This window comes from Halobacillus faecis (assembly GCF_007991335.1).
GTDB lineage: Bacteria > Bacillota > Bacilli > Bacillales > Halobacillaceae > Halobacillus > Halobacillus faecis.
On sequence record NZ_BJYD01000012.1, the window covers coordinates 161,797 to 181,482 of the forward strand.

A 19,686-nucleotide genomic window follows, 5' to 3' on the forward strand; every position below is an offset into this window, starting at 1 on the left:
GTTCTATAGTTATGGACCTTATTTTAGTTCATCCATCATTTGGGTGACCAGGTCATACATATATTACCATTCACATTCACCCAAGCTATAAATCACACATCAACACCGGGAAGGTTCAAACGCCTAAGTCCAGTTACGTCGAGAAGGCTGAATCCGATCTTGGATAGGATGGGAAGGATGATGAAGGCTGTAATTTCCGTCGCCTGCTCTGTCCATCCGACTCCAGAAGGGCCTATGATCCAGGCGGTCGGATAACAAACCCAGAAAGCAGTCAAGTATGCGGCCGTGCGCTGGTAATGTTTCTTCAGCTCCTTACCACCTTTGATCGCAATCTTTCTTAAAGGATACCAAATGATATAAAGGATGATTACTAGAGCAACGACACCGAGAACATACCAAATGTATTTGATGGTCTCAGAGGAAAAGTCGGCAATCAAACCCGTCAGAATCATAAACACATCAGCTGCTATTAAAGCTGCGATCAAGGCTTTATCTTTCTTTTTTTCATAAAACATGGCGGTCAAAGCGAGTGCGAGCAATAGCAGGGGTGTCGTTACCACCCAGTCTAAGTAACGGGCGAAGTACACGGTTTTGTCCGGTTGTTCGAGCAACCCTTGTCCTAAGGCAATGGATAAGTAAGCGGCACCCGACCATGATGGAATAATAATCGCAATCACGTACTCATACTTCGGAACACCGCGTGGATTCCGGCTCAAATATAAAAATGTCAAAGCTCCCGCCAACATAACGAACACATAAATCCAATGCAGAGAAACAATATAATCACTCATCATGTCACCTCAATCTTCGATCTCATTACCTCTCATTCTAGTCAAAAGAGAAGAAGACTAGACATTTACAAATTCTGGTGTACCAGGTCTTACATATATTCCCACCAAACCTAAATAAAAAGACCGTGTGTTCCCGCTCAAGTCGTATGATAAACGGGGGTTGGCCGCTTTTGTGTTTAAACAATAAAACTACAGCCTTATCTTTGTGTTTGCCACACGTTGCTGAATGTAAGCGCTATTCGTTACAATTTTCTTAACAGTTCAAACATTATTACTTCCATTCCACCTAACGAGCCCACTTGGTGAATCAATAGGAGAATGATGAAAGGGTGTGGTGATCTTGGAAGCCATCAGTAAGAACTTTTTCTTATACCTTTCCAACAATAAGTTGTTAGATCGCTTTGCTAAGCGCTTTGGCAGTAAATTTGGGGCTGACAAGATAGTAGGGGGAGAAACGTTCTCCCAGGCAATTCCATTAATACAGCAATTGAACCATGAGGGTCTGGTCGTTACGGTTGACCATTTAGGGGAGTTTGTAGACTGTGAGGAAGAATCAAGAGACCGCGCAGGTGAATGCATCCGTTGTATTCAACAGATTGCGAGCAACCAGCTGCAGTCGGAAGTATCTCTTAAACTAACATCGCTTGGACTGGACATCAGTCGCGAGTTGGTTATGGAAAATATGGAACTTATTTTGAAGGAAGCCCAGAAGCATGACATTACGGTCACCATTGATATGGAAGACTCGTCACGTTGCGGGGCTACCCTGGATATTTACCAGGAATTGAAAAAGGACTACCCGAACCTGGGTACGGTCGTGCAGTCTTATCTCTATCGAACCGATGAGGATCTTGATCGACTGAATGAGTGCCAACCTTACTTGCGTCTTGTAAAAGGGGCCTATAAGGAGTCTGGCAAAGTCGCTTTTCCTGAGAAGCACCTTGTCGACGATAATTTGAAGCATCTGATCAAGAAGAACTTGTTGAACGGCAACTACACAGCCATCGCAAGCCACGACGATGCGATTGTCGATTATACGAAGAAGCTTGTGGAAGAACACAACATTCCGAAAGACCGCTTTGAATTTCAAATGCTTTATGGAATGAGAAATCAAATGCAGAAAGATCTTCTTGAAGAAGGTTACAAAGTGAGAGTGTATCTTCCTTATGGAGAAGATTGGTACGGGTACTTCATGAGAAGACTCGCCGAAAGACCAGCGAACATCGCCTTTGCATTAAAAGGTGTTTTCAGTAAATAAAACTTCTACACATTAGAAAGGGGAATTTTATCATGGTCCAGCCTTATAAACACGAACCATTCACAGACTTTACAATTGAAGAAAATAAGAAAGCTTTCGAGGAAGCACTGAAGCAAGTGAAAGAAGAATTAGGGCAGCATCATGATCTTCTCATCGATGGCGACCGCATTCGCACAGACAATACGATTACCTCCACAAACCCTGCGGACACGAAGCAGGTCGTAGGTACCGTATCCAAAGCGAACGAAGACTTAGCAGAAAAAGCCGTCCAGTCAGCAGCGACTGCTTTTGAAGACTGGAGAAAATGGGATCCCCGAGCTCGCGCTGAGTTATTGTTCCGTGCTGCGCACATCATCCGTCGTCGTAAGCATGAGTTTTCCGCTTATCTTGTGTATGAAGTAGGAAAGCCTTGGAAAGAAGCGGATGCAGATACGGCAGAAGCGATTGACTTCCTTGAGTATTACGGACGTCAGATGATCGAACTGAAGGAAGGCAAGCCAGTTGAAAGCCGTCCTGGTGAACAGAACCGCTACATCTATACATCTACAGGCGTTGCGGTCGTCATTCCACCTTGGAACCTTGCATTTGCCATCATGGCAGGTACAACGGTTGCTCCACTTGTTACAGGAAGCACGGTCGTCATGAAGCCGGCTAGTAACAGCCCAGTCATTGCTGCAAAATTCGTAGAAGTGCTTGAAGAAGCAGGTCTACCGAAAGGCGTCTTGAACTTTGTGCCAGGAAGCGGTGGCGAAGTCGGTGACTATCTTGTGGATCACCCGAAAACGGCCCTGATTTCCTTTACAGGTTCCCGTGATGTCGGAACACGCATCATCAAGCGTGCGGCAGAAATTCAAGAAGGTCAAAATCACTTGAAGCAGGTGATTGCTGAAATGGGCGGGAAAGACACCGTGGTCGTCGATAAAGAAGCGAATATTGAAACAGCGGTCGATGCCATTATTGTCTCCGCCTTCGGATTCTCCGGTCAAAAATGTTCTTCCGGTTCACGCGCAGTTGTTCACGAAGATGTGTATGATGAAGTGTTGGAAAAGGTAAAAGCACGCGCTGAGCAGCTGACCGTCGGAAATGCATCTGAAGAGAACGTCTATATGGGACCTGTCGTCGATCAAGGCGCTTATGATAAGATCATGAGCTACATCGAAATCGGTAAAGAAGAAGGCCGTCTCGTCACTGGTGGTAAAGGGGATGACTCGAAAGGGTACTTTATCGAGCCGACGGTATTTGCGGATCTTGCTCCAGATTCCCGTATGCAACAGGAGGAAATCTTCGGACCGGTCGTCTGCTTCACAAAAGCGAAGAACTTTGATGAAGCGATCGACATTGCAAATAACACAGAATACGGACTGACAGGTGCGGTCATCTCTGATAACCGTGAACACTTGGAAAAAGCAAAATACGATTTCCACGTCGGAAACTTGTATTTCAACCGCAATTGTACAGGTGCCATCGTCGGTTATCAGCCATTCGGCGGTTTCAAGATGAGTGGAACAGACTCCAAAGCCGGCGGACCTGACTACCTGGCTCTTCACATGCAAGCGAAGACGATTTCTGAAATGTTTTAAAAAAGCCTGAGGCTCTCCCAAACTTGGGGGAGCTTTTTTCATAGAATCACATGCAGGAAAGCGAATGATCACCTATTACTTAACGGAACGAAGGAACAGCTTGGAAGTTATTCAAGATGCCTTAGATATATTTCTTTTTCTTTCCATCCACAACCGATATAATGGAGGGTAACGAAACATGACATTCAACCTACTCGGAAAGGTCAGGATTCCTATGGAAGTCAAAGAATTGATCCTTCAGGCAGAAGATATTCATAAAGCGACAGAGCTGATCAGTTCGAAGTTGAAGAAGCCTGTCATTATTGAAAATAAAAATTTCGAGTTGATTGCTTATAGTTCAACGTTCGATGATTTCGATCAGACCCAGCAGAAAACGATCCTTTCGAAAAAATGTCCGATTTTCATTATCGATCGTTTAAAGAAAGAAGGAATCGTCACTCGTCTGCAGAAACAATCGGATCCAATCCGTGTCCATCCCATGGAGGACCTTGGATTTCAACAGCGTGTCGTCATTGCTGCCAAGCATCTTGGACATACACTGGGTTACGTGTGGGTTCAGGAGTCGGAGCAAACCTTGAACGCAGAGGAAATGGAATTTTTAGAGGAGATCACCGGCCATCTCGGGAAGTTGATTTATGATCAGTTCATGAAAGAGAACGCCAAAGAAGGACGTAAAGAAGAGCTTCTCTGGCAGCTGCTTCATCATGAATATGCCAGCGAAAGCCAGTTTCGTCATGATGCCTCTCTTGCTCAACTTAAGATCCCGGATCGATTTTCAATCGTCGTTTTTTCAGTGACTGCTCCTCAGTACAAGTCGATGTTGGATGACTTGGAAAACACGGTCAACCGTTTCCGAACAAACCGCCACCTGTATTATTTGAAAACCGAATTTCAGTTGATTCTCTTTATTGAAGGAAGAGAATCTGACCGCTTTTCATCAAGGGATATCGCCCGTGACCTCATTGAGGTTGTCAAAGTAGAAACAGGCGAGGAAGATTTTTATCATTTCCTTATAGGTGTCGGAAAAGAATATACGAAGATATATTATATGCGAAAAAGCTTCCTCGAAGCGTTGGAAGTCATCGAGACGGCAAACTTCATCGGACCGCGTCCAGAAACCATGCCGCGCGAGTTTTCCAAACTTGGCCTGTACCGATACTTAGCGGCGTTGTATGAAAAAAATAGTTCGGAGGATTACTATAGTGAAGATCTGCTGACGTTGATTAAAAATGACACAACGAAACAGACAGAACTCCTGTTCACCCTGGAATCGTACCTTGCGAATAATGGAAAAGGAAAGCAGACAGCGAATGAACTGTTCATCCACCCCAATACGTTGAATTACCGCATCAAGCAAATCCAGGAACTGACGAACATAGACTTCTCTGACTTCAATATGAAAGCCTACTTATATACCGAGTTGTTGTTACTGAATAATGTAGACAGCTATTATGAAAGGTACAAAGCAGCGTTGCAAAAATGAAAGGAGGGGGCATTGATCATGCCTCCTCCTTTTTCTTATGGATGAACAGCGCATTGGTATGTTTTGTAGTCGCCACTCAAATTCTTCTATCCGTGTATGAGAGGCTCCTAAAGTTATAAGATAAAGATAGTGGAAAAGGAGATGGTGATCGATGGTTGATGAAAGAAAGCTCATTCAGCAGCATTTAGCCAATGAACGCACTTATTTGGCCTGGATTCGGACGAGTATCGCCCTTGTAGGGATTGGTTTTTTAGCTACAACGGTCCATATTTCAGCTCTTCCGACGGCAGGGGATTTAGCGAACAATCTGGCTATGCTCGTCAGCATATCCTCTTTGTTTCTCGGCGTAATGACGATTATTGGTGCAACCGTGAATTATTATCATACGCGGAAGAATATCAATGAGAACCGCTTTGTATCTTCCCACAGGATTATTGTTTATATGACCTCTGTGGCCTTTTTGCTGTTTATATTGGTGACGACGTATTTGTTTTTCGTATAATTCCTTTGAATAAAGAAAAAGCCTCGCTGTCCTGTCAGCGAGGCTTTCCTTGTGTGAAATTTTTAAGCGTTACTTAAATTACCTTCATCCGGACGGGATTTTTTAATGAAAAATGCCATAATAAAACCGGCAACAGCAAAGATCCCAGCTACAATAAAGGAGACGTTCACTCCATGAATCAGACCTGTCACACCTTCAGAAGGAATGGTTTGGCTCGTCATCACAGAAACGAGCATGGCCGTACCGACAGCTCCGGAAACTTGGCGCATTGTATTGTTCATGGCTGTTCCGTGGGGCATCAAGTGCTGTGGTAGCTGGTTAAGTCCGGCTGTCGTCACAGGCATCATCACCATAGCAATCCCGAACATACGGACACAATTGACGAGAGCTAAATATAGAAAGGTCGTCGATGGATCAAGGTTCGTAAACAGGAACGTAGAAACTGTGAGCAGTCCGAGACCGATGATGGCAAGCCAACGCGCACCAAATTTATCAAAAAGACGACCGGTGATGGGGTTCATGATGCCCATTAACAATGCGCCCGGCAATAGCATCAAGCCAGATTCGAACGCTGTGAATCCAAGCATGTCCTGCATGAGAATGGGCAGAATGACCGCCCCACCGATCATGGAAATAAAAACAATCATCCCGAGTGCGGTCGTGAGGGTAAAGGTCTTATATTTAAAAATGCGGAATTCTAAAATCGGTTTTTCTAATTTCATCTGGCGAGTGATGAAAAGCGTCAGCGCGAGCGCTCCGACAGCTAGAGAAATGAGCACCTCTTGACTTAAGAAGCTGGCACTGCCGGCAACACTGAATCCGTATAAAATTCCACCGAAACCAAAGGTAGACAGGATGATGGAAATCGGATCGACTTTCGGGAATGTTTGCTTCGTTACATTTTTCAAAATGAAGTAAGCGACGATCAAGTCTGCAATGGCAATGGGCAAAATAACGAAGAACAGGCTTCTCCAGGGAAACTGCTCGACGAGCCAGCCGGACAATGTCGGGCCGATGGCTGGTGCAAAAGCAATGACGAGTCCGAACATCCCCATCGCTGATCCTCTTTTTTCAATAGGGAAAACGAGGAACATAATCGTCTGCATTAACGGGAGAATAATACCGGCACCAGAGGCCTGTAACACTCTTCCTGTTAAAAGAATCGAAAAGTTAGGGGCGATTCCGCAGACAAGTGTACCGAAAGCGAATAATCCAACGGCTGTCATGAACAATCCTCTCGTAGAAAAACGTTCAATTAAAAAAGCCGTAATAGGGATCATAATTCCGTTCACTAACATAAAAATCGACTGCAACCATTGCGCTGTATTCGCATCCAAATTCAAATCAGCCATAATGTGAGGCAGGGCGGTGGCTAGCAGGGTCTGGTTTAATATGGCTACAAAAGCACCTGATATGAGTACGATCATTAAAGGGACACGGTTGATTTCTTGAGATGACATGATTTAACCTTCTTTCTAAAATACTTAGGTAACTAATGAAATATCATACCATAAGAATGGTTTTTTGTTCAGTAACCTGTATATATTTCCTTCTAATAAGTTAGGCATCTAAGATTATATCGTTAAAAAAACAACGTCTGCTTATGTGCAGACGTTGTTTTGCTTAGGCCGCTTTTTGTTTTCCGAAATAGAAAAGTCCGAAGAAGATACCAACCGCTGTCATGGCGACCGCTACAATCAGCGTTGGCAACGGCCCGAATTGAGCAATGAACGGAACGGATAAGGCGGTCACAAATCCGCCACCTAAAAAAGGTTCATAAAAGAGTTGTTTGTATCCGAATGCTTCAAAAGCGGGAGATTCATTGTCAGGGTCGACGACTCGCATCAAAAGTAGCCCTGTTGCAGTGACGCCCATCGATTGTCCAAAGTCTCCAATTCCGCGTTCAAACCAGTACTGCGGAATCATTCGAGGAGCAAGTACAAGGAATCCAAATAAATTCCAAGCAATCCCTGCAGCTGCTAGAATGACAAATGGAACGAGGTATTCGCCAATGACATCTAAAGATACGGTGGATATGGCTGTTAATATAAGGATATCAAGGGCAAGTCCCTGAATTCTGTTCACCATTCTCCGGTCAACAAGGTTGTATTTATCCTTTTTGCTGAAAAAGATTTGAAGAGCAATTCCACCGATCATCGCTAGCGGGAACAATGGAATATAGCTCATAAAATCAGATCCAATGGTGATCGACTCGAGACCAATCAACCCTTGCAACAATAACCAGCCAATCAGAATTGCGATGAAAACGATAGATAAATGGAATGATAACGGTTCGATTGATTCCGGACGCAAGGTCATTTTTCCAGCTGGTTCACGGTTTTGATATTCCATAACTCCACGCTTTCTTAAATCAGAGAAGTCTTCCACATCTTCAATAACTTTCGTTTTCTTATTACGAACACCCCAGTTGATGAGGATGATTCCAAAAATGACTCCCGATAATACGCCGATTGTTGCTAGGCCGATGGCTAAATCGAAAGCTTCTGCAAAACCAAGCTCTTCGAAAGTGCTCGCCATACCGGCGGCCGTCCCGTGGCCACCTTCAAAAGCGACCTCAATCAAGGCCCCTGACATAGCAGGTAGATCAAAGAATGGGACTAAGATGAGAACAGCGAGAGTGATCCCGACCACATATTGGCCCCAGCCGACAGACCATCCAAGCGCCAGTTGCGGACCAGCGTAATACCAAATATCTTTTAACTTTGGAATGGCAGCTCCAAGGAAAAGAGCAGCAAATACCACATTAATCATGAGACCGGGAAGGGCGGACCATACTTCCATAATGGATTCTGTCATGATCCCGTTTGAGAAGAAGCTGTCTTCCGGCATGAACTTTCCGAGTACTTGAGGACCAAGGAAAAGCGCAATAAACCCTCCGATAATGGATGAGGGTAAGAATAAATTTTGTAGTAATGTCCATTTGACACGGATAATTTTACCGATCAAAAGGAAGACACCGATATAAAGAAGTGCGAAACCTATTTCATTCGGAGTCATATGTTCACCTCTTTCTTACAGGGGTAAGTTTCCCGTTGAAGTAGTTTTACCATTTAATCACTTTCCCTGGTATTTCTTTTGTTGAAACTACATTTTTATAAAATCTTTAGCGATTTATAAACTTGTTCTCTGCTTCCACAATCCTGCCATATAACCAAAAAATCCTCCGTCTGTTTAAGACGGAGGATTTCGTGTTTTAGGATTGGTTCTTTTCGGTTTTATTAATAAGAGTGGTACCCACAAGGTCACCAGTCACGTTTAAGGCTGTAGCTCCCATACCGATGAGAACGTCCACAGATGCAAGAAGGGCGACAGCTTCCATAGGCAGTCCGACTTGAGAGAATACAGTCGCAATCATAATGATTCCAGCCCCTGGAACCCCAGCGGTTCCGACAGAAGCCAGTGTTCCAACAAGGACGATTTGAAGAATGGAGACAAAGCTTAATGGATCACCAATAATGTTCGCAGCGAATACGGCTGATACAGCAATTCGAATAGCTGCACCATCCATATTGATTGTTGCTCCTAATGGTAAGCTGAAGCCATATAAGCTATTATTCAACCCCAGGTTTTTCGCAGCATTTAATGTGACAGGCAACGTTCCAGAACTGCTCTGTGTAACAAAAGCTGTCAACATAGGAGTGCGTGCTTCTTTGAAAAAAGCAGCCGGCTTTCGTTTGCTCATAAATAGGAAAAGAATATAAATAGCTAATTGTACAAGTAAACCTATATAAAGAACGACGATGAAGTTCCCTAATTCCAACAACGTGTTCGCCCCTTGTGTACCAATAACTTCAGCGATAATCGCAAAAATACCGATGGGTACATATTGAAGGATACCCTTCATCACGATTAAAGTCGCCTCATTCAAAGCATTGATGACTTTGTAGAGGTGACCTCCCAGACTTTGATAAGCATTCGTTGATCGCATGTAAGAGAGTGCTAAACCAAAGACGATCGCAGTAAAAATGATTCCAAGCAGGTTCATTTGGGTTAAGGCTGTAAGAATATTTTCAGGTACGATGTTCAAGAGCACGCTGGTGACGCCGGGATTTTCAGGAACATCGACGGTTTCATTCCCAAGACTCATCCCTGTACCCGGATTAAACAAAGTGGCAACGGACACGCCGACTAAAATGGCAAGGGCAGAAGTCCCCAGGTAATAAAAGAATACTTTTCCGCCCATGCGTCCCAATGAACCAATGTTCGTTTGATTAATCCCTACAATAAGGGTAAACAGAATTAACGGTACAATGATAAATTTCAATAGACGGAGCAATAGGTCACCAAAAGGGGCTAGGACAGCAGCGCCTTCTCCGAACAGGAGACCAACGGATACACCGAGAACCAAGGCTACGGTGATTTTTTTGATCAATGATGTTTGTGTGTAGATTCTCCACAACTTACTCATGGTGAACCCCTCCTTTTTTAACAATATTTAAACAGTATAATGCTGATTGGTTTACTAAGGTTTACTAGGGTAAGATAAGGCATGTGAACAAGGATGTCAACGGTATTGCTTACCATTTACAATTTCTTAATCAAAGTCTTCCTCAATTTCCATGATATATTTTCCGTATAGGTTCCTTATTTCAAGGCTCAGTTTAGATAAATTCTGCGTGATGTACCAAGACGTCGAATCGCTTTTTCAAAACCGTTAAACTCGCATAAACATCTCGAAATCGAGCCTTTTACAATACTGCCATATCGTTAAGTATTGCTCAAAGGATAAGTGTTACATGTGTAGAGACTGAGGGTACTAGGTTTAAAAAGCGAAAAGGAAGTGATGTGTGTGGTGAAGAAAACTGTCGTCGCTCTTGCAGGGGCGAGTGGATATATAGGACAAAATTTGATGAAAAAGCTAAAAGACCATTCTGAGATTATCGCCTTATCCCGAAATGGCGACAATAAGGAAGACAGCGACCAGGTGACCTGGCGATCGTGCGATTTATACTCAATGGCTGATGCGGAAAAAGGGTTGGATGGAGCAGATATCGCGGTATATCTTGTACACTCGATGATGCCTTCAGCTAAGTTGACCCAGGGATCTTTCGAAGATATGGATGTCATCCTTGCTGATAATTTCGCTCAGGCGGCAAAAAAAGCAGGCGTGAAGCAAATCGTATATTTGAGCGGCATCATTCCTCAAGATGAACAAGAACTTTCCCGTCATTTAAAAAGTCGGCTTGAAGTGGAAGAGATTCTAGGCTCGTACGGAGTCCCCGTGACGACGATCCGGGCAGGACTGATCGTTGGACCAAGAGGATCTTCCTTTCCGATATTAAAAAAGTTAGTAAAGCGTCTTCCCTTTATGGTACTCCCTCAATGGACGAAGACAAAAACGCAGCCGATTGCCTTACCGGACGTAATTGGGTCGATCGACCAAAGTATTGGCGAAGAAAGCTTGAAGGGACGTTCGATTGACGTTGGGGGGCCGGAGGTGATGACTTACGAAGAGATGATGGAAAAAGTGGCAGGCGTCATGGGTAAGAAACCATTTATGGTCAATGTCCCCTTTTTAACCATTGATTTGTCTAAGTTATGGGTAAGGCTGGTAACAGGTGCGCCGAAAGAAATGGTATATCCACTCATTGAAAGCCTTGTCCACCCCATGGTTGCATCGTCTCAAAACAAAGTGGATGGAATCAGTGATGGGGAAACGCCCTTTGAAGAAGCAGCTGAATGGGCTCTAAGAGAAGATGAAAAGCAAACCAAAAGAAAATCCAACGGACCTAACATACCCGCCATGCAGGACGATGTCCGCTCTGTCCAGCGTATCCCGCTCCCTCAGGGCCATTCGGCAGACTGGATTGGGAAGTACTATGTGAAATGGCTGGAAAAGGTGTTAAATCCTTGGGTAAAAACAACCGTAGATGAAACGCATTGTTGTCAAATTGGCGTGATTTTTAATGAGATCCCACTCCTCGAATTCACATATTCAGCTGAAAGAAGCACGAAGGACCGTGCTTTATATTATATTTCCGGGGGCCGATTGAGCAACAAAGAAAAAAACGTGAGGGGAAGACTGGAATTCAGAAAAATTCCAGGAAAAAATGAAGCGATTGTAGCCATTCATGATTACATGCCATCACTGCCATGGTTCTTATACAAATATACCCAGGCAAAGGCACATTTAATGGTGATGGCCTTATTTCGCAGGCACTTGGAGAAGTGGGGGACACACGAACCTTCTTTCCAAGTTCATGAATAATTTCGTGAGTACGAAACATAATAACCGTGTAAGACATTATGTTTTACACGAGGTGATTAGGATGGGCAACAAGGAAAAAAAGGTGGATCGCCAGTTCAAGGAAAGAAAGAGTCATGGCGAACACCGGAATGGCCGAAAAGCTCAATTCAAAAACCACAGTACACATTTCGGAGAAGTTCCGAATGAGTACGTCGACCGTGAGCGTTTAGGATACAACGCTGACGCGTAACCAAAACCCCCAAACGGCGTAACGCCGTTTGGGGGTTTTTCTTCTTGTTCAAAAAACATGTCGTTCAGCTTTCTGGCAGGGGTGTCGAAGACTAAATTTCGAGAAGTTTCGGTGTTCGTTTGCTGTATTAAGAGTAAGGGTTGGCTAGGAAGCAACGCGCTTTCCTGTGGGGGAGTGGCGAGCTGCTGGACTAAGGGATCTCGGCTATCTCCTTTCTCCCACGGGAGTCTGGCAGCTTTCCAGCTAACCCTTTCGGTCAAAGTGATGAACGAACCCCTTTGCTCAGAGGGAGTGTCTCCCACTCTCCTGAAATTATAAGCATAAAGCGCTATATAACAAGCTTTCCGTATGTATAATAGCGTCTTTAAGTATCTCTTTCCCTCCAATTACCATGGCATAGAAGCAGCTGATTCGGGAAGTGGTTTCGAGACACTTACATCGCAAAGGGGCGGAGAGGAATGGCGAGACTCCTGCGGGAAAAAAGTGCTTGGTGAGACCCCACAGTCCGAGGAGGATCAGCGCGCTCCCGCTGAAAGCGAGTCATTTCCCGCAGCTCCCACCGCTCAACAAAAGTCTCGAAATTGAGTCTTCAAGAAAAGGAACCGTTTGTGGAAGAAGGGGAATCTTACTTAATTGTTCACTCGTTTAAGTCGATATTACAAAAAGATAGAGTCTTAAGGGGGATGGACATGGGTTTATTCATGACAAAGAAAAAAGAGGAAGTTAGACCGCTCGGAGAAGGGTTTACAGGAGTCATTGACATACCAAAAGATTCAAGTCTACATACACAGTTCGAAATGGTTCATCTTAATGAACAGGATTTGGCGGTTCTGCAATCATTAAAGCCATTGATTAGCAATCATATTGATCGAATCGTGACCCAATTTTATAAGAACTTGGAAAATGAAACATCCTTGGAAAGCATCATTCATGACTACAGTTCTGTCGATCGTTTAAAAAAGACCTTGGAAGTTCACATTCAGGAAATGTTCAACGGCACTATTGATACAGATTTTATAGAAAAAAGAAAAACAATTGCGACCGTCCACCTGAAGATTGGATTGGAGCCGAAATGGTATATGTGTGCTTTTCAGGACCTCTTGTTATCGTTCATGGATATTTACGAGCAGGACCTGCCACGTGAGCATTATGGTCCGGCGACTCGTGCAACGACCAAAATCCTAAATATTGAACAGCAGCTTGTACTAGAAATGTTTCAGAGGGAAGCAGAGGAGCTCCGGCAGGTTGAAGTGGAGAAAAGGGAAGAGGCTTACCGACGTGTGGATCAAATGTCTGAAGAAGTAGCAGCTGTCTCCCAACAAGCGAGTGCGTCTACAGAGCAGTTGACGGAACAGACAGATAAAATTGTCGATGATTCTAAAAAAGGGTCCATAGTCGCTCAACAAGTGGAGAAGCAGTCGATGGATGGGAAGCAGCGGCTGGAAATTCAGCAAAAACAAATGAACCAGATTCAAGAAAACATTAATGAAATTTCTGGAGATATGGAAAAATTAAAGCATGTCGCTGAAGAGATCAGTAAAATCGTAACCATTGTTTCTTCCATTGCGGAACAAACGAATTTACTCTCTTTGAATGCATCGATTGAAGCCGCGCGAGCTGGTGAACATGGCGCAGGTTTTACCGTTGTTGCGAATGAGGTGCGGAAATTGTCTGAGCAGACGCAGAATTCAGTAGCCGAGGTCTCGGATTTGATCTCCACTACGAGTGGTCAGATCCACAATGTTTCAAGTAATGTCGGCAACATTAACACCATGATCTCTGAAGGAGCAGACAGCATGGAGCAAATCAATCAATTTTTCACAGAAATCGTTTCTGCCATGGGCCAAAACAAAACGTATAATGCAGGGATTGAAACAGAGCTTGAGCAATTCGCTCAGGTCATCGAGGAAATCAATGGGGCGGTTTATAAAGTAGCGGCTTCGTCTCAACAATTGACGGAGCTTACAGATTAGAAGGGAAGAAGTGTAATATAACCAGATGCCAGCATCTCCTAAATATTTTGATCATGATTTTTTTCGTTGCGATTGCGTTCAATTCATGGTCAGATGGTCGATTGCGGAGTTTCTACTGTTTCACGTATTAAAACCGATGGACATGGGAGTTCTTCTCCTTCTTAGATGTGAAAAAATAAGAAGCCCTGCACGTTTGTGTGCAGGGCTTCCTTCATCCATAGAATTACCGTTGCGGATTGACCTCTACGACCTTTTCTTGAGGTACCGTTGCGTTTTCCTCATCCGAATCTTCTTTAAGCTCGTTTTTCGCTTCTTTGGCTTTATCGCCAACTTCCTGTAAGTCTTCTCCGGCATCTTTCGCGGTATTTATGATTTCTTCAGACTCTTCTTTAATATCCTTGGCTTTATCAGCAATTTCTTTTCCTTGGTTGTTAAATACATCTTGAACGGTGGCGGCAGCTTCACTAACAATGTTTACGACATTGCGGACGCGTGTAACCAAGTCATCTTTTTTCGCAGATGGATCTTCTTTCACTTCAGAGGCATAGTCAGAAACGGCGTCTTTTGTTGAACGGGTGCCTTCTTTCAAACGTTTTCTTTCTTTAGGGTCTTTAATAAGAATAAAAGCTCCACCGACTAGTGCCCCTGTCAAAATAGCAATCGGCAGCTTCTTATTGCCTCTTTTTTTAGGTGTTTGCGTTTGTGGTTGCTGGTTTACGGTTTGATTTACATTTTGGTTTTCCATTAGGAAGTTCCCCTTTCGATTGTTAAATTTTTTTGAGCTTCGATACGCATTTTTTCTTTCGTTGCTTGTAGGTCTTCATATTGATTTCTACCCGTATCATAAAATTCCTCTTTTTTGCGGTCATACTTCATTTTGGATATAGAGGGTTCCCTTATCCATATCCTCAACGCTAATCCACTAATAAAGCCGGCGCTGATGCCAACGATCCACTCAAGTGCCTTCATGATGACGTTGTCTCCAACTGAGCCGCTTTCAATGCTTTTCGTTTTTGTGAAAAGTAATACGTCAAAGCGAGAGCTCCGTAAACACCGCGCCAACCTTCTTCGTTGATTTTTTGTTCGCCTTCATGTGTGGTTTGCTTCAGTGAGTAAGTCATATCAACAAGAGAAGACGTAAGCTTCCTGGACGACTCACCGATATCCCCGACGATATAGAAAAGAGGACTGAGAGCCCTGATCTTTTCATTCACATCTGCTAATGTATCATTGCTGTGATGCAGGACACCTGTCGTTTCTTTCATAACAGAATCCAGTTGCTCTGGAAGTTGATCGACGGTTTTTTTGACTCCGCCAAGAACACCTGCCAGGTTGTTCAATGCTTTAATGAGGAAAATAGAGACAATCGCAAAGGCGATTCCGATAATCAAAACACCGATTCCTAAAAAGTCCATCTGGAAAACCTCTCTTCTCTTATTGTACTTTTTTTCTCTTCCATTTCAGATACAGTTCAATCGCTGCATCTCCCCAGCGGAGTGCTTTTGTGACTTTTTCATCTCTTTCGTGAGATGCGTGCGCGACACTTTCAGAAACACCTTGGATGGATTGATTCACATGACCGACAGTCGTACCGACATTGCTGAGGGCATCCATCAGACCGTCAAGTGTCTTCGTTTTGGTCTCAATATCTGAAGCAATGTGATTCGTTTTCTTAAGTAAGCTTTCCGATTCTGTTGTGATGCCTTGCATCTGCCCTTCAACTTTTTCTAATGTTTGTGAAACACTCGTCATAGTACTCGATGCAGCTTTCAGTGTTTTCACAACGAAAATGGCTATGAATGCAAAGGCAATCGCGATGATGAGTAAACTGATTCCCGCTAATGACATGACTCTTCACCTCTTTTATGTTTTAGGGATTTCTCTATCTGTCTTTTTGCCAATAGAGAAAAAAGCCACTGGAGCATTTTCCTCCAGCCGACCCGTTAATTCTTGTAAAGCTATACCACTAATCTTTTTCAATGAAACACTCTCCTCGCTAGAAGTTTATGTAATTCGGAAGAATCGTCCATTTTCCTCAAAACTAGGAATAGCGTTTCCTTTCTTTCCGGGATTAATAGGCTACTCATGACTCCTTGATCTTTGCAAGATAATTCCTGACCACAACGAATCTAATCAGGTTGTCTTCCGACCATACCTTGAATAAAAATCCTCTTGGCTGAGGCTTTTCTTATTTAAAGGTTGAGAGTCAGTCAAAATATAAAAAGAAATCTTCCAATCAAAATCTCGGTCTGTTTACCACTATAAAAGTCCTATATTTGGAATCTTTTGTATGAGTAAGGTTTTTCCATAAAAGGAAGAGGGAAGTACATAATAATGCAAGCGCTTACTTATAAACGTTAATTTAAAAGTAAGCAGGAATAAGGGGTATGTATAAAAATCCGTCACGATTCGACAAAACTTTTCAGAAAATTTTTATTAATAGCAATTGTAAAAGAGGTTTTCTGATTTTATGATGAATATAGGCAAAAATAAAACACGTAATTTTTTTGCATGTTCATCTACAAAAACTAACAATCTACTAATTAAAGAGGAGTGATGGTGTGGTCCAAGATACAACTTTAGAGCATGATATCTATTTATTCCATGAAGGAAACCTCCGCTACAGTCACAGGCTGCTCGGGGCGCATCCGGAGACGAGAAACGGTGAGAAAGGCGTCCGTTTTGCTGTCTGGGCCCCGAATGCGGTTCAAGTGAGCGTCGTCGGAATGTTCAATGAGTGGGACGGCCGGGAGAATCCGATGGAAAAAATCAATGATAACGGAATTTGGATCGCCTTCATTCCTGGTCTTGAAAAAGGCACGATCTACAAGTATGAGATCTTAACGGCTCACGGACATCTACAGCTGAAAGCGGATCCATATGCAATCTCCAGTGAGCTTCGCCCTGATACGGCTTCTGTCGTCTACCCTTTGGACAATTACTCTTGGGGTGATGACGAATGGATGAAGCAAAGAAAGGCGAAGAATCCCTATGAATCTCCGATGTCCATCTACGAGCTTCATCTAGGATCATGGAAAAACATCGAACCTGAGGTCTTTTATAATTATCGGGACTACGCTGACACGGTGATCCCTTACGTTAAAGATCTAGGGTACACCCATATTGAACTCCTTCCATTGACAGAGCACCCTTTTGATCGTTCATGGGGCTACCAGGCGACCGGGTACTATTCTGTCACCTCCCGTTATGGAACCCCCGATGATTTCAAATATTTTGTCGACCAGTGTCACAAATATGGGATCGGTGTCATATTGGATTGGGTTCCGGGTCATTTCTGTAAGGATGCCCATGGGTTGCGCCGGTTTGATGGTGAAGCTCTCTATGAATATGCGAACCCCAGTAAAGCTGAAAAAACGCAGTGGGGCACGCTTACATTCGATTTTGCCAGACATGAAGTACAAAGCTTCCTCATTTCCAATGCGATCTACTGGTTGAAGGAATACCACCTCGATGGTTTGCGCGTGGATGCTGTAGCGAGCATGCTTTATTTAGATTTCGGCAAGGAAGATGGCGAATGGGAGCTGAATGAGTACGGCGGCCGTGAAAATCTTGAAGCCGTATCATTCATTAAGAAAATGAACGAAGCAATCTTTGAGGAAACGCCTGATGTGTTAATGATGGCCGAAGAGTCCACCTCGTGGCCGCTTGTCAGTGCGCCAACGTATATAGGCGGCCTCGGCTTCAATTATAAATGGAACATGGGCTGGATGAACGACATGCTCAAGTACATGGAGATGGATCCGATTCACCGGAAGTACCACCATAACTTGATCACCTTCTCCTTGTTCTATGCTTTTTCCGAAAATTTTGTATTACCGATTTCTCATGATGAGGTCGTTCATGGCAAGAAGTCGTTACTAAATAAAATGCCGGGTGATTACTGGCAGAAGTTTGCGAACTTGCGAGCTTTTCTAGCCTATATGTATGCCCACCCAGGGAAAAAACTCATGTTCATGGGAGGTGAATTCGGACAGTTCGATGAGTGGAAAGATTTAGAGGATCTCGATTGGGAGCTTTTGGATTATGATTCCCATGCCTCCATATTGGATTATACGAAACAACTGCACCAATTGTATCAAGATATGCCTGCCTTATGGGAACTCGACCATAAGGAAGAAGGCTTCATGTGGATCGATGCCAACAACTACGAGCAGAGCATCATATCATTCGTCCGCAACAGTCGAACATCGAATGACCAACTGGTGGTCGTCTGCAACTTCACTCCAGAAGTTTACCACGATTACAAAGTAGGAGTACCGAAACACGGCTCATATAAAGAAATCTTCTCGAGCGACGCGGAACATTTCGGAGGTTCTGGACAGACAAACGGTCTGCCTTTAGAAAGCGTACCTTCTCCATGGCAAGGACAAGATCAGCATATTACCATGACGATTCCCCCGCTCGGTGTGAGCTTCTTGAAAAGAACTTCAGTATCCAAGGAGGAAAATCATGAAAAATAAAGAATGTGTAGCAATGCTTCTGGCTGGCGGTCAAGGCACCAGACTGAAGTCATTAACCAAACAAATTGCAAAGCCAGCGGTTTACTTTGGTGGAAAATACAGAATCATAGACTTTCCATTGAGCAATTGTACGAATTCAGGCATCGACACGGTCGGTGTCCTTACCCAATATGAACCATTGATTTTAAACGACTATATCGGCATTGGAGACACATGGGATCTTGACCGCAAGTATGGCGGTGTTTCCGTTCTCCCTCCATTCATGCAGGCCGAAGGCGGTGGGTGGTACACCGGAACAGCCAACGCCATTTACCGTAACTTGAAGTTTTTGAATCAATACGACCCGGAACACGTTCTCGTACTTTCCGGTGATCATATTTATAGAATGGATTATGGTGCAATGCTTGATTATCACAAAGGGTCCGGTGCTGATGCAACGATATCGGTTATTGAAGTGCCGTGGGATGATGCCAGCCGTTTTGGCATTATGAACACGGATGGAGATGGAAGAATTACTGAGTTCGATGAAAAACCAGAGAATCCGAAGAGCAACCTGGCGTCTATGGGTGTTTATATCTTCCGTTGGGATGTTTTGAAACAGTACCTGATTGAAGATGCGGAGAAAGAAAATTCTTCCCATGACTTCGGGAAGGACATCATTCCAGCTCTTCTTTATGATTATAAAAAATTGATGGCTTACACGTTCGAAGGTTACTGGAAGGATGTCGGGACGGTCGACAGCCTTTGGGAAGCGAACATGGACCTTCTGAAGAAGGAGCCTGAGTTGGATTTGAGTGACCAAAAGTGGCGCATCTATTCAAAGAACCCGAATCAGCCGCCGCAATATATCGCACCAACAGCTCACGTGAGAAATGCATTGATCAATGAAGGGTGCCGAATTAAAGGGACCATAGATACATCGATCATTTTCTATGGTGTCCACGTGGATGAAACTTCTGTTGTCAAAGACAGTGTCATCATGCCTGATGTAAAAATCGGTAAAAATGTGAAGATTCACCGTGCCATCATTTCAAAAGGCAGCGTCATTGAAGATGGAGCGGTCATCGGCGACCCATCACCAGACAGCGAAATCACACTCGTGGCAGATGAGGGAAGTGTCCTTGCCACAAGTTATGCTACCAATAGTTAAAGGGAGGATC

17 protein-coding genes are annotated in these 19,686 nt (G+C 43.8%); 9 read left to right on the forward strand and 8 right to left on the reverse strand.

Annotated elements, in window-relative coordinates:
• Window positions 1-92: 92 nt before the first annotated feature.
• Window positions 93-791, reverse strand: a complete 699-nt coding sequence (locus tag HFA01_RS07275) for a bacteriorhodopsin (protein WP_167506194.1) — start codon at window positions 789-791, stop codon at window positions 93-95.
• Between the two features lie 340 nt (window positions 792-1,131).
• On the opposite strand from HFA01_RS07275, the gene HFA01_RS07285 reads away from it, so the two are divergent.
• From HFA01_RS07285 to HFA01_RS07300, 4 genes are all read left to right on the forward strand, one after another.
• Window positions 1,132-2,049, forward strand: coding sequence for a proline dehydrogenase family protein (locus HFA01_RS07285; protein ID WP_146814713.1), 918 nt, complete (start codon window positions 1,132-1,134; stop codon window positions 2,047-2,049).
• A gap of 32 nt (window positions 2,050-2,081) precedes the next feature.
• Entirely contained in the window at window positions 2,082-3,629 is a 1,548-nt protein-coding gene (gene pruA, locus HFA01_RS07290; RefSeq protein ID WP_146814715.1) for an L-glutamate gamma-semialdehyde dehydrogenase, read from the forward strand.
• Window positions 3,630-3,807: 178 nt separating this feature from the next.
• A complete protein-coding gene (locus HFA01_RS07295) occupies window positions 3,808-5,112 on the forward strand; it encodes a PucR family transcriptional regulator (RefSeq protein WP_146814717.1) in 1,305 nt (434 codons plus the stop codon).
• Between the two features lie 151 nt (window positions 5,113-5,263).
• A complete protein-coding gene (locus HFA01_RS07300; RefSeq protein WP_146814719.1) occupies window positions 5,264-5,614 on the forward strand; it encodes a YidH family protein in 351 nt (116 codons plus the stop codon).
• A 62-nt stretch (window positions 5,615-5,676) separates the two neighbouring features.
• Here HFA01_RS07300 and HFA01_RS07305 read toward each other — a convergent pair whose 3' ends face one another.
• The 3 genes from HFA01_RS07305 to HFA01_RS07315 form a co-directional block, all read right to left on the reverse strand.
• Window positions 5,677-7,074: a DHA2 family efflux MFS transporter permease subunit gene (locus HFA01_RS07305; RefSeq protein WP_146814721.1), complete on the reverse strand. Its 1,398-nt coding sequence runs from the start codon at window positions 7,072-7,074 to the stop codon at window positions 5,677-5,679.
• Between the two features lie 163 nt (window positions 7,075-7,237).
• On the reverse strand, window positions 7,238-8,632 hold the full coding sequence (locus tag HFA01_RS07310) for a sodium/glutamate symporter (protein WP_146814724.1): 1,395 nt from the start codon (window positions 8,630-8,632) through the stop codon (window positions 7,238-7,240).
• Between the two features lie 196 nt (window positions 8,633-8,828).
• Entirely contained in the window at window positions 8,829-10,043 is a 1,215-nt protein-coding gene (locus HFA01_RS07315) for a dicarboxylate/amino acid:cation symporter (RefSeq protein ID WP_146814726.1), read from the reverse strand.
• 375 nt (window positions 10,044-10,418) lie between these two features.
• Here HFA01_RS07315 and HFA01_RS07320 point away from each other — a divergent pair, with 375 nt between their 5' ends.
• The 3 genes from HFA01_RS07320 to HFA01_RS07325 all read left to right on the forward strand — a co-directional run bounded on the left by HFA01_RS07320 (window position 10,419) and on the right by HFA01_RS07325 (window position 14,045).
• On the forward strand, window positions 10,419-11,843 hold the full coding sequence (locus HFA01_RS07320; RefSeq protein ID WP_146814728.1) for an NAD(P)H-binding protein: 1,425 nt from the start codon (window positions 10,419-10,421) through the stop codon (window positions 11,841-11,843).
• Window positions 11,844-11,904: 61 nt separating this feature from the next.
• Window positions 11,905-12,072 (forward strand): hypothetical protein, encoded by a 168-nt coding sequence (locus HFA01_RS18870; RefSeq protein WP_167506195.1) that lies wholly within the window; start codon window positions 11,905-11,907, stop codon window positions 12,070-12,072.
• Between the two features lie 689 nt (window positions 12,073-12,761).
• The gene (locus HFA01_RS07325; RefSeq protein WP_167506196.1) at window positions 12,762-14,045 is read left to right on the forward strand and encodes a globin-coupled sensor protein; all 1,284 of its coding nucleotides are present in this window, start codon (window positions 12,762-12,764) and stop codon (window positions 14,043-14,045) included.
• A 223-nt stretch (window positions 14,046-14,268) separates the two neighbouring features.
• Here HFA01_RS07325 and HFA01_RS07330 read toward each other — a convergent pair whose 3' ends face one another.
• Genes HFA01_RS07330 through HFA01_RS07340 form a run of 4 tightly spaced genes read right to left on the reverse strand, consistent with a single transcriptional unit; the run spans window position 14,269 to window position 15,893 of the window.
• Window positions 14,269-14,790, reverse strand: a complete 522-nt coding sequence (locus HFA01_RS07330) for a hypothetical protein (RefSeq protein ID WP_246139291.1) — start codon at window positions 14,788-14,790, stop codon at window positions 14,269-14,271.
• The gene (locus HFA01_RS19070; protein WP_246139292.1) at window positions 14,790-15,014 is read right to left on the reverse strand and encodes a hypothetical protein; all 225 of its coding nucleotides are present in this window, start codon (window positions 15,012-15,014) and stop codon (window positions 14,790-14,792) included. Before HFA01_RS19070 ends, HFA01_RS07330 begins: the two co-directional genes overlap by 1 nt.
• Window positions 15,011-15,460: a DUF948 domain-containing protein gene (locus HFA01_RS07335; RefSeq protein WP_089650611.1), complete on the reverse strand. Its 450-nt coding sequence runs from the start codon at window positions 15,458-15,460 to the stop codon at window positions 15,011-15,013. Before HFA01_RS07335 ends, HFA01_RS19070 begins: the two co-directional genes overlap by 4 nt.
• A gap of 19 nt (window positions 15,461-15,479) precedes the next feature.
• Window positions 15,480-15,893, reverse strand: coding sequence for a DUF948 domain-containing protein (locus HFA01_RS07340; protein WP_146814731.1), 414 nt, complete (start codon window positions 15,891-15,893; stop codon window positions 15,480-15,482).
• A gap of 713 nt (window positions 15,894-16,606) precedes the next feature.
• Here HFA01_RS07340 and glgB point away from each other — a divergent pair.
• Both glgB and HFA01_RS07350 read left to right on the forward strand, forming a co-directional pair.
• On the forward strand, window positions 16,607-18,526 hold the full coding sequence (gene glgB / locus HFA01_RS07345) for a 1,4-alpha-glucan branching protein GlgB (RefSeq protein ID WP_146814733.1): 1,920 nt from the start codon (window positions 16,607-16,609) through the stop codon (window positions 18,524-18,526).
• Window positions 18,516-19,676: a glucose-1-phosphate adenylyltransferase gene (locus tag HFA01_RS07350; protein WP_146814735.1), complete on the forward strand. Its 1,161-nt coding sequence runs from the start codon at window positions 18,516-18,518 to the stop codon at window positions 19,674-19,676. The genes glgB and HFA01_RS07350 overlap by 11 nt, the downstream gene beginning before the upstream one ends.
• Window positions 19,677-19,686: the final 10 nt, after the last annotated feature.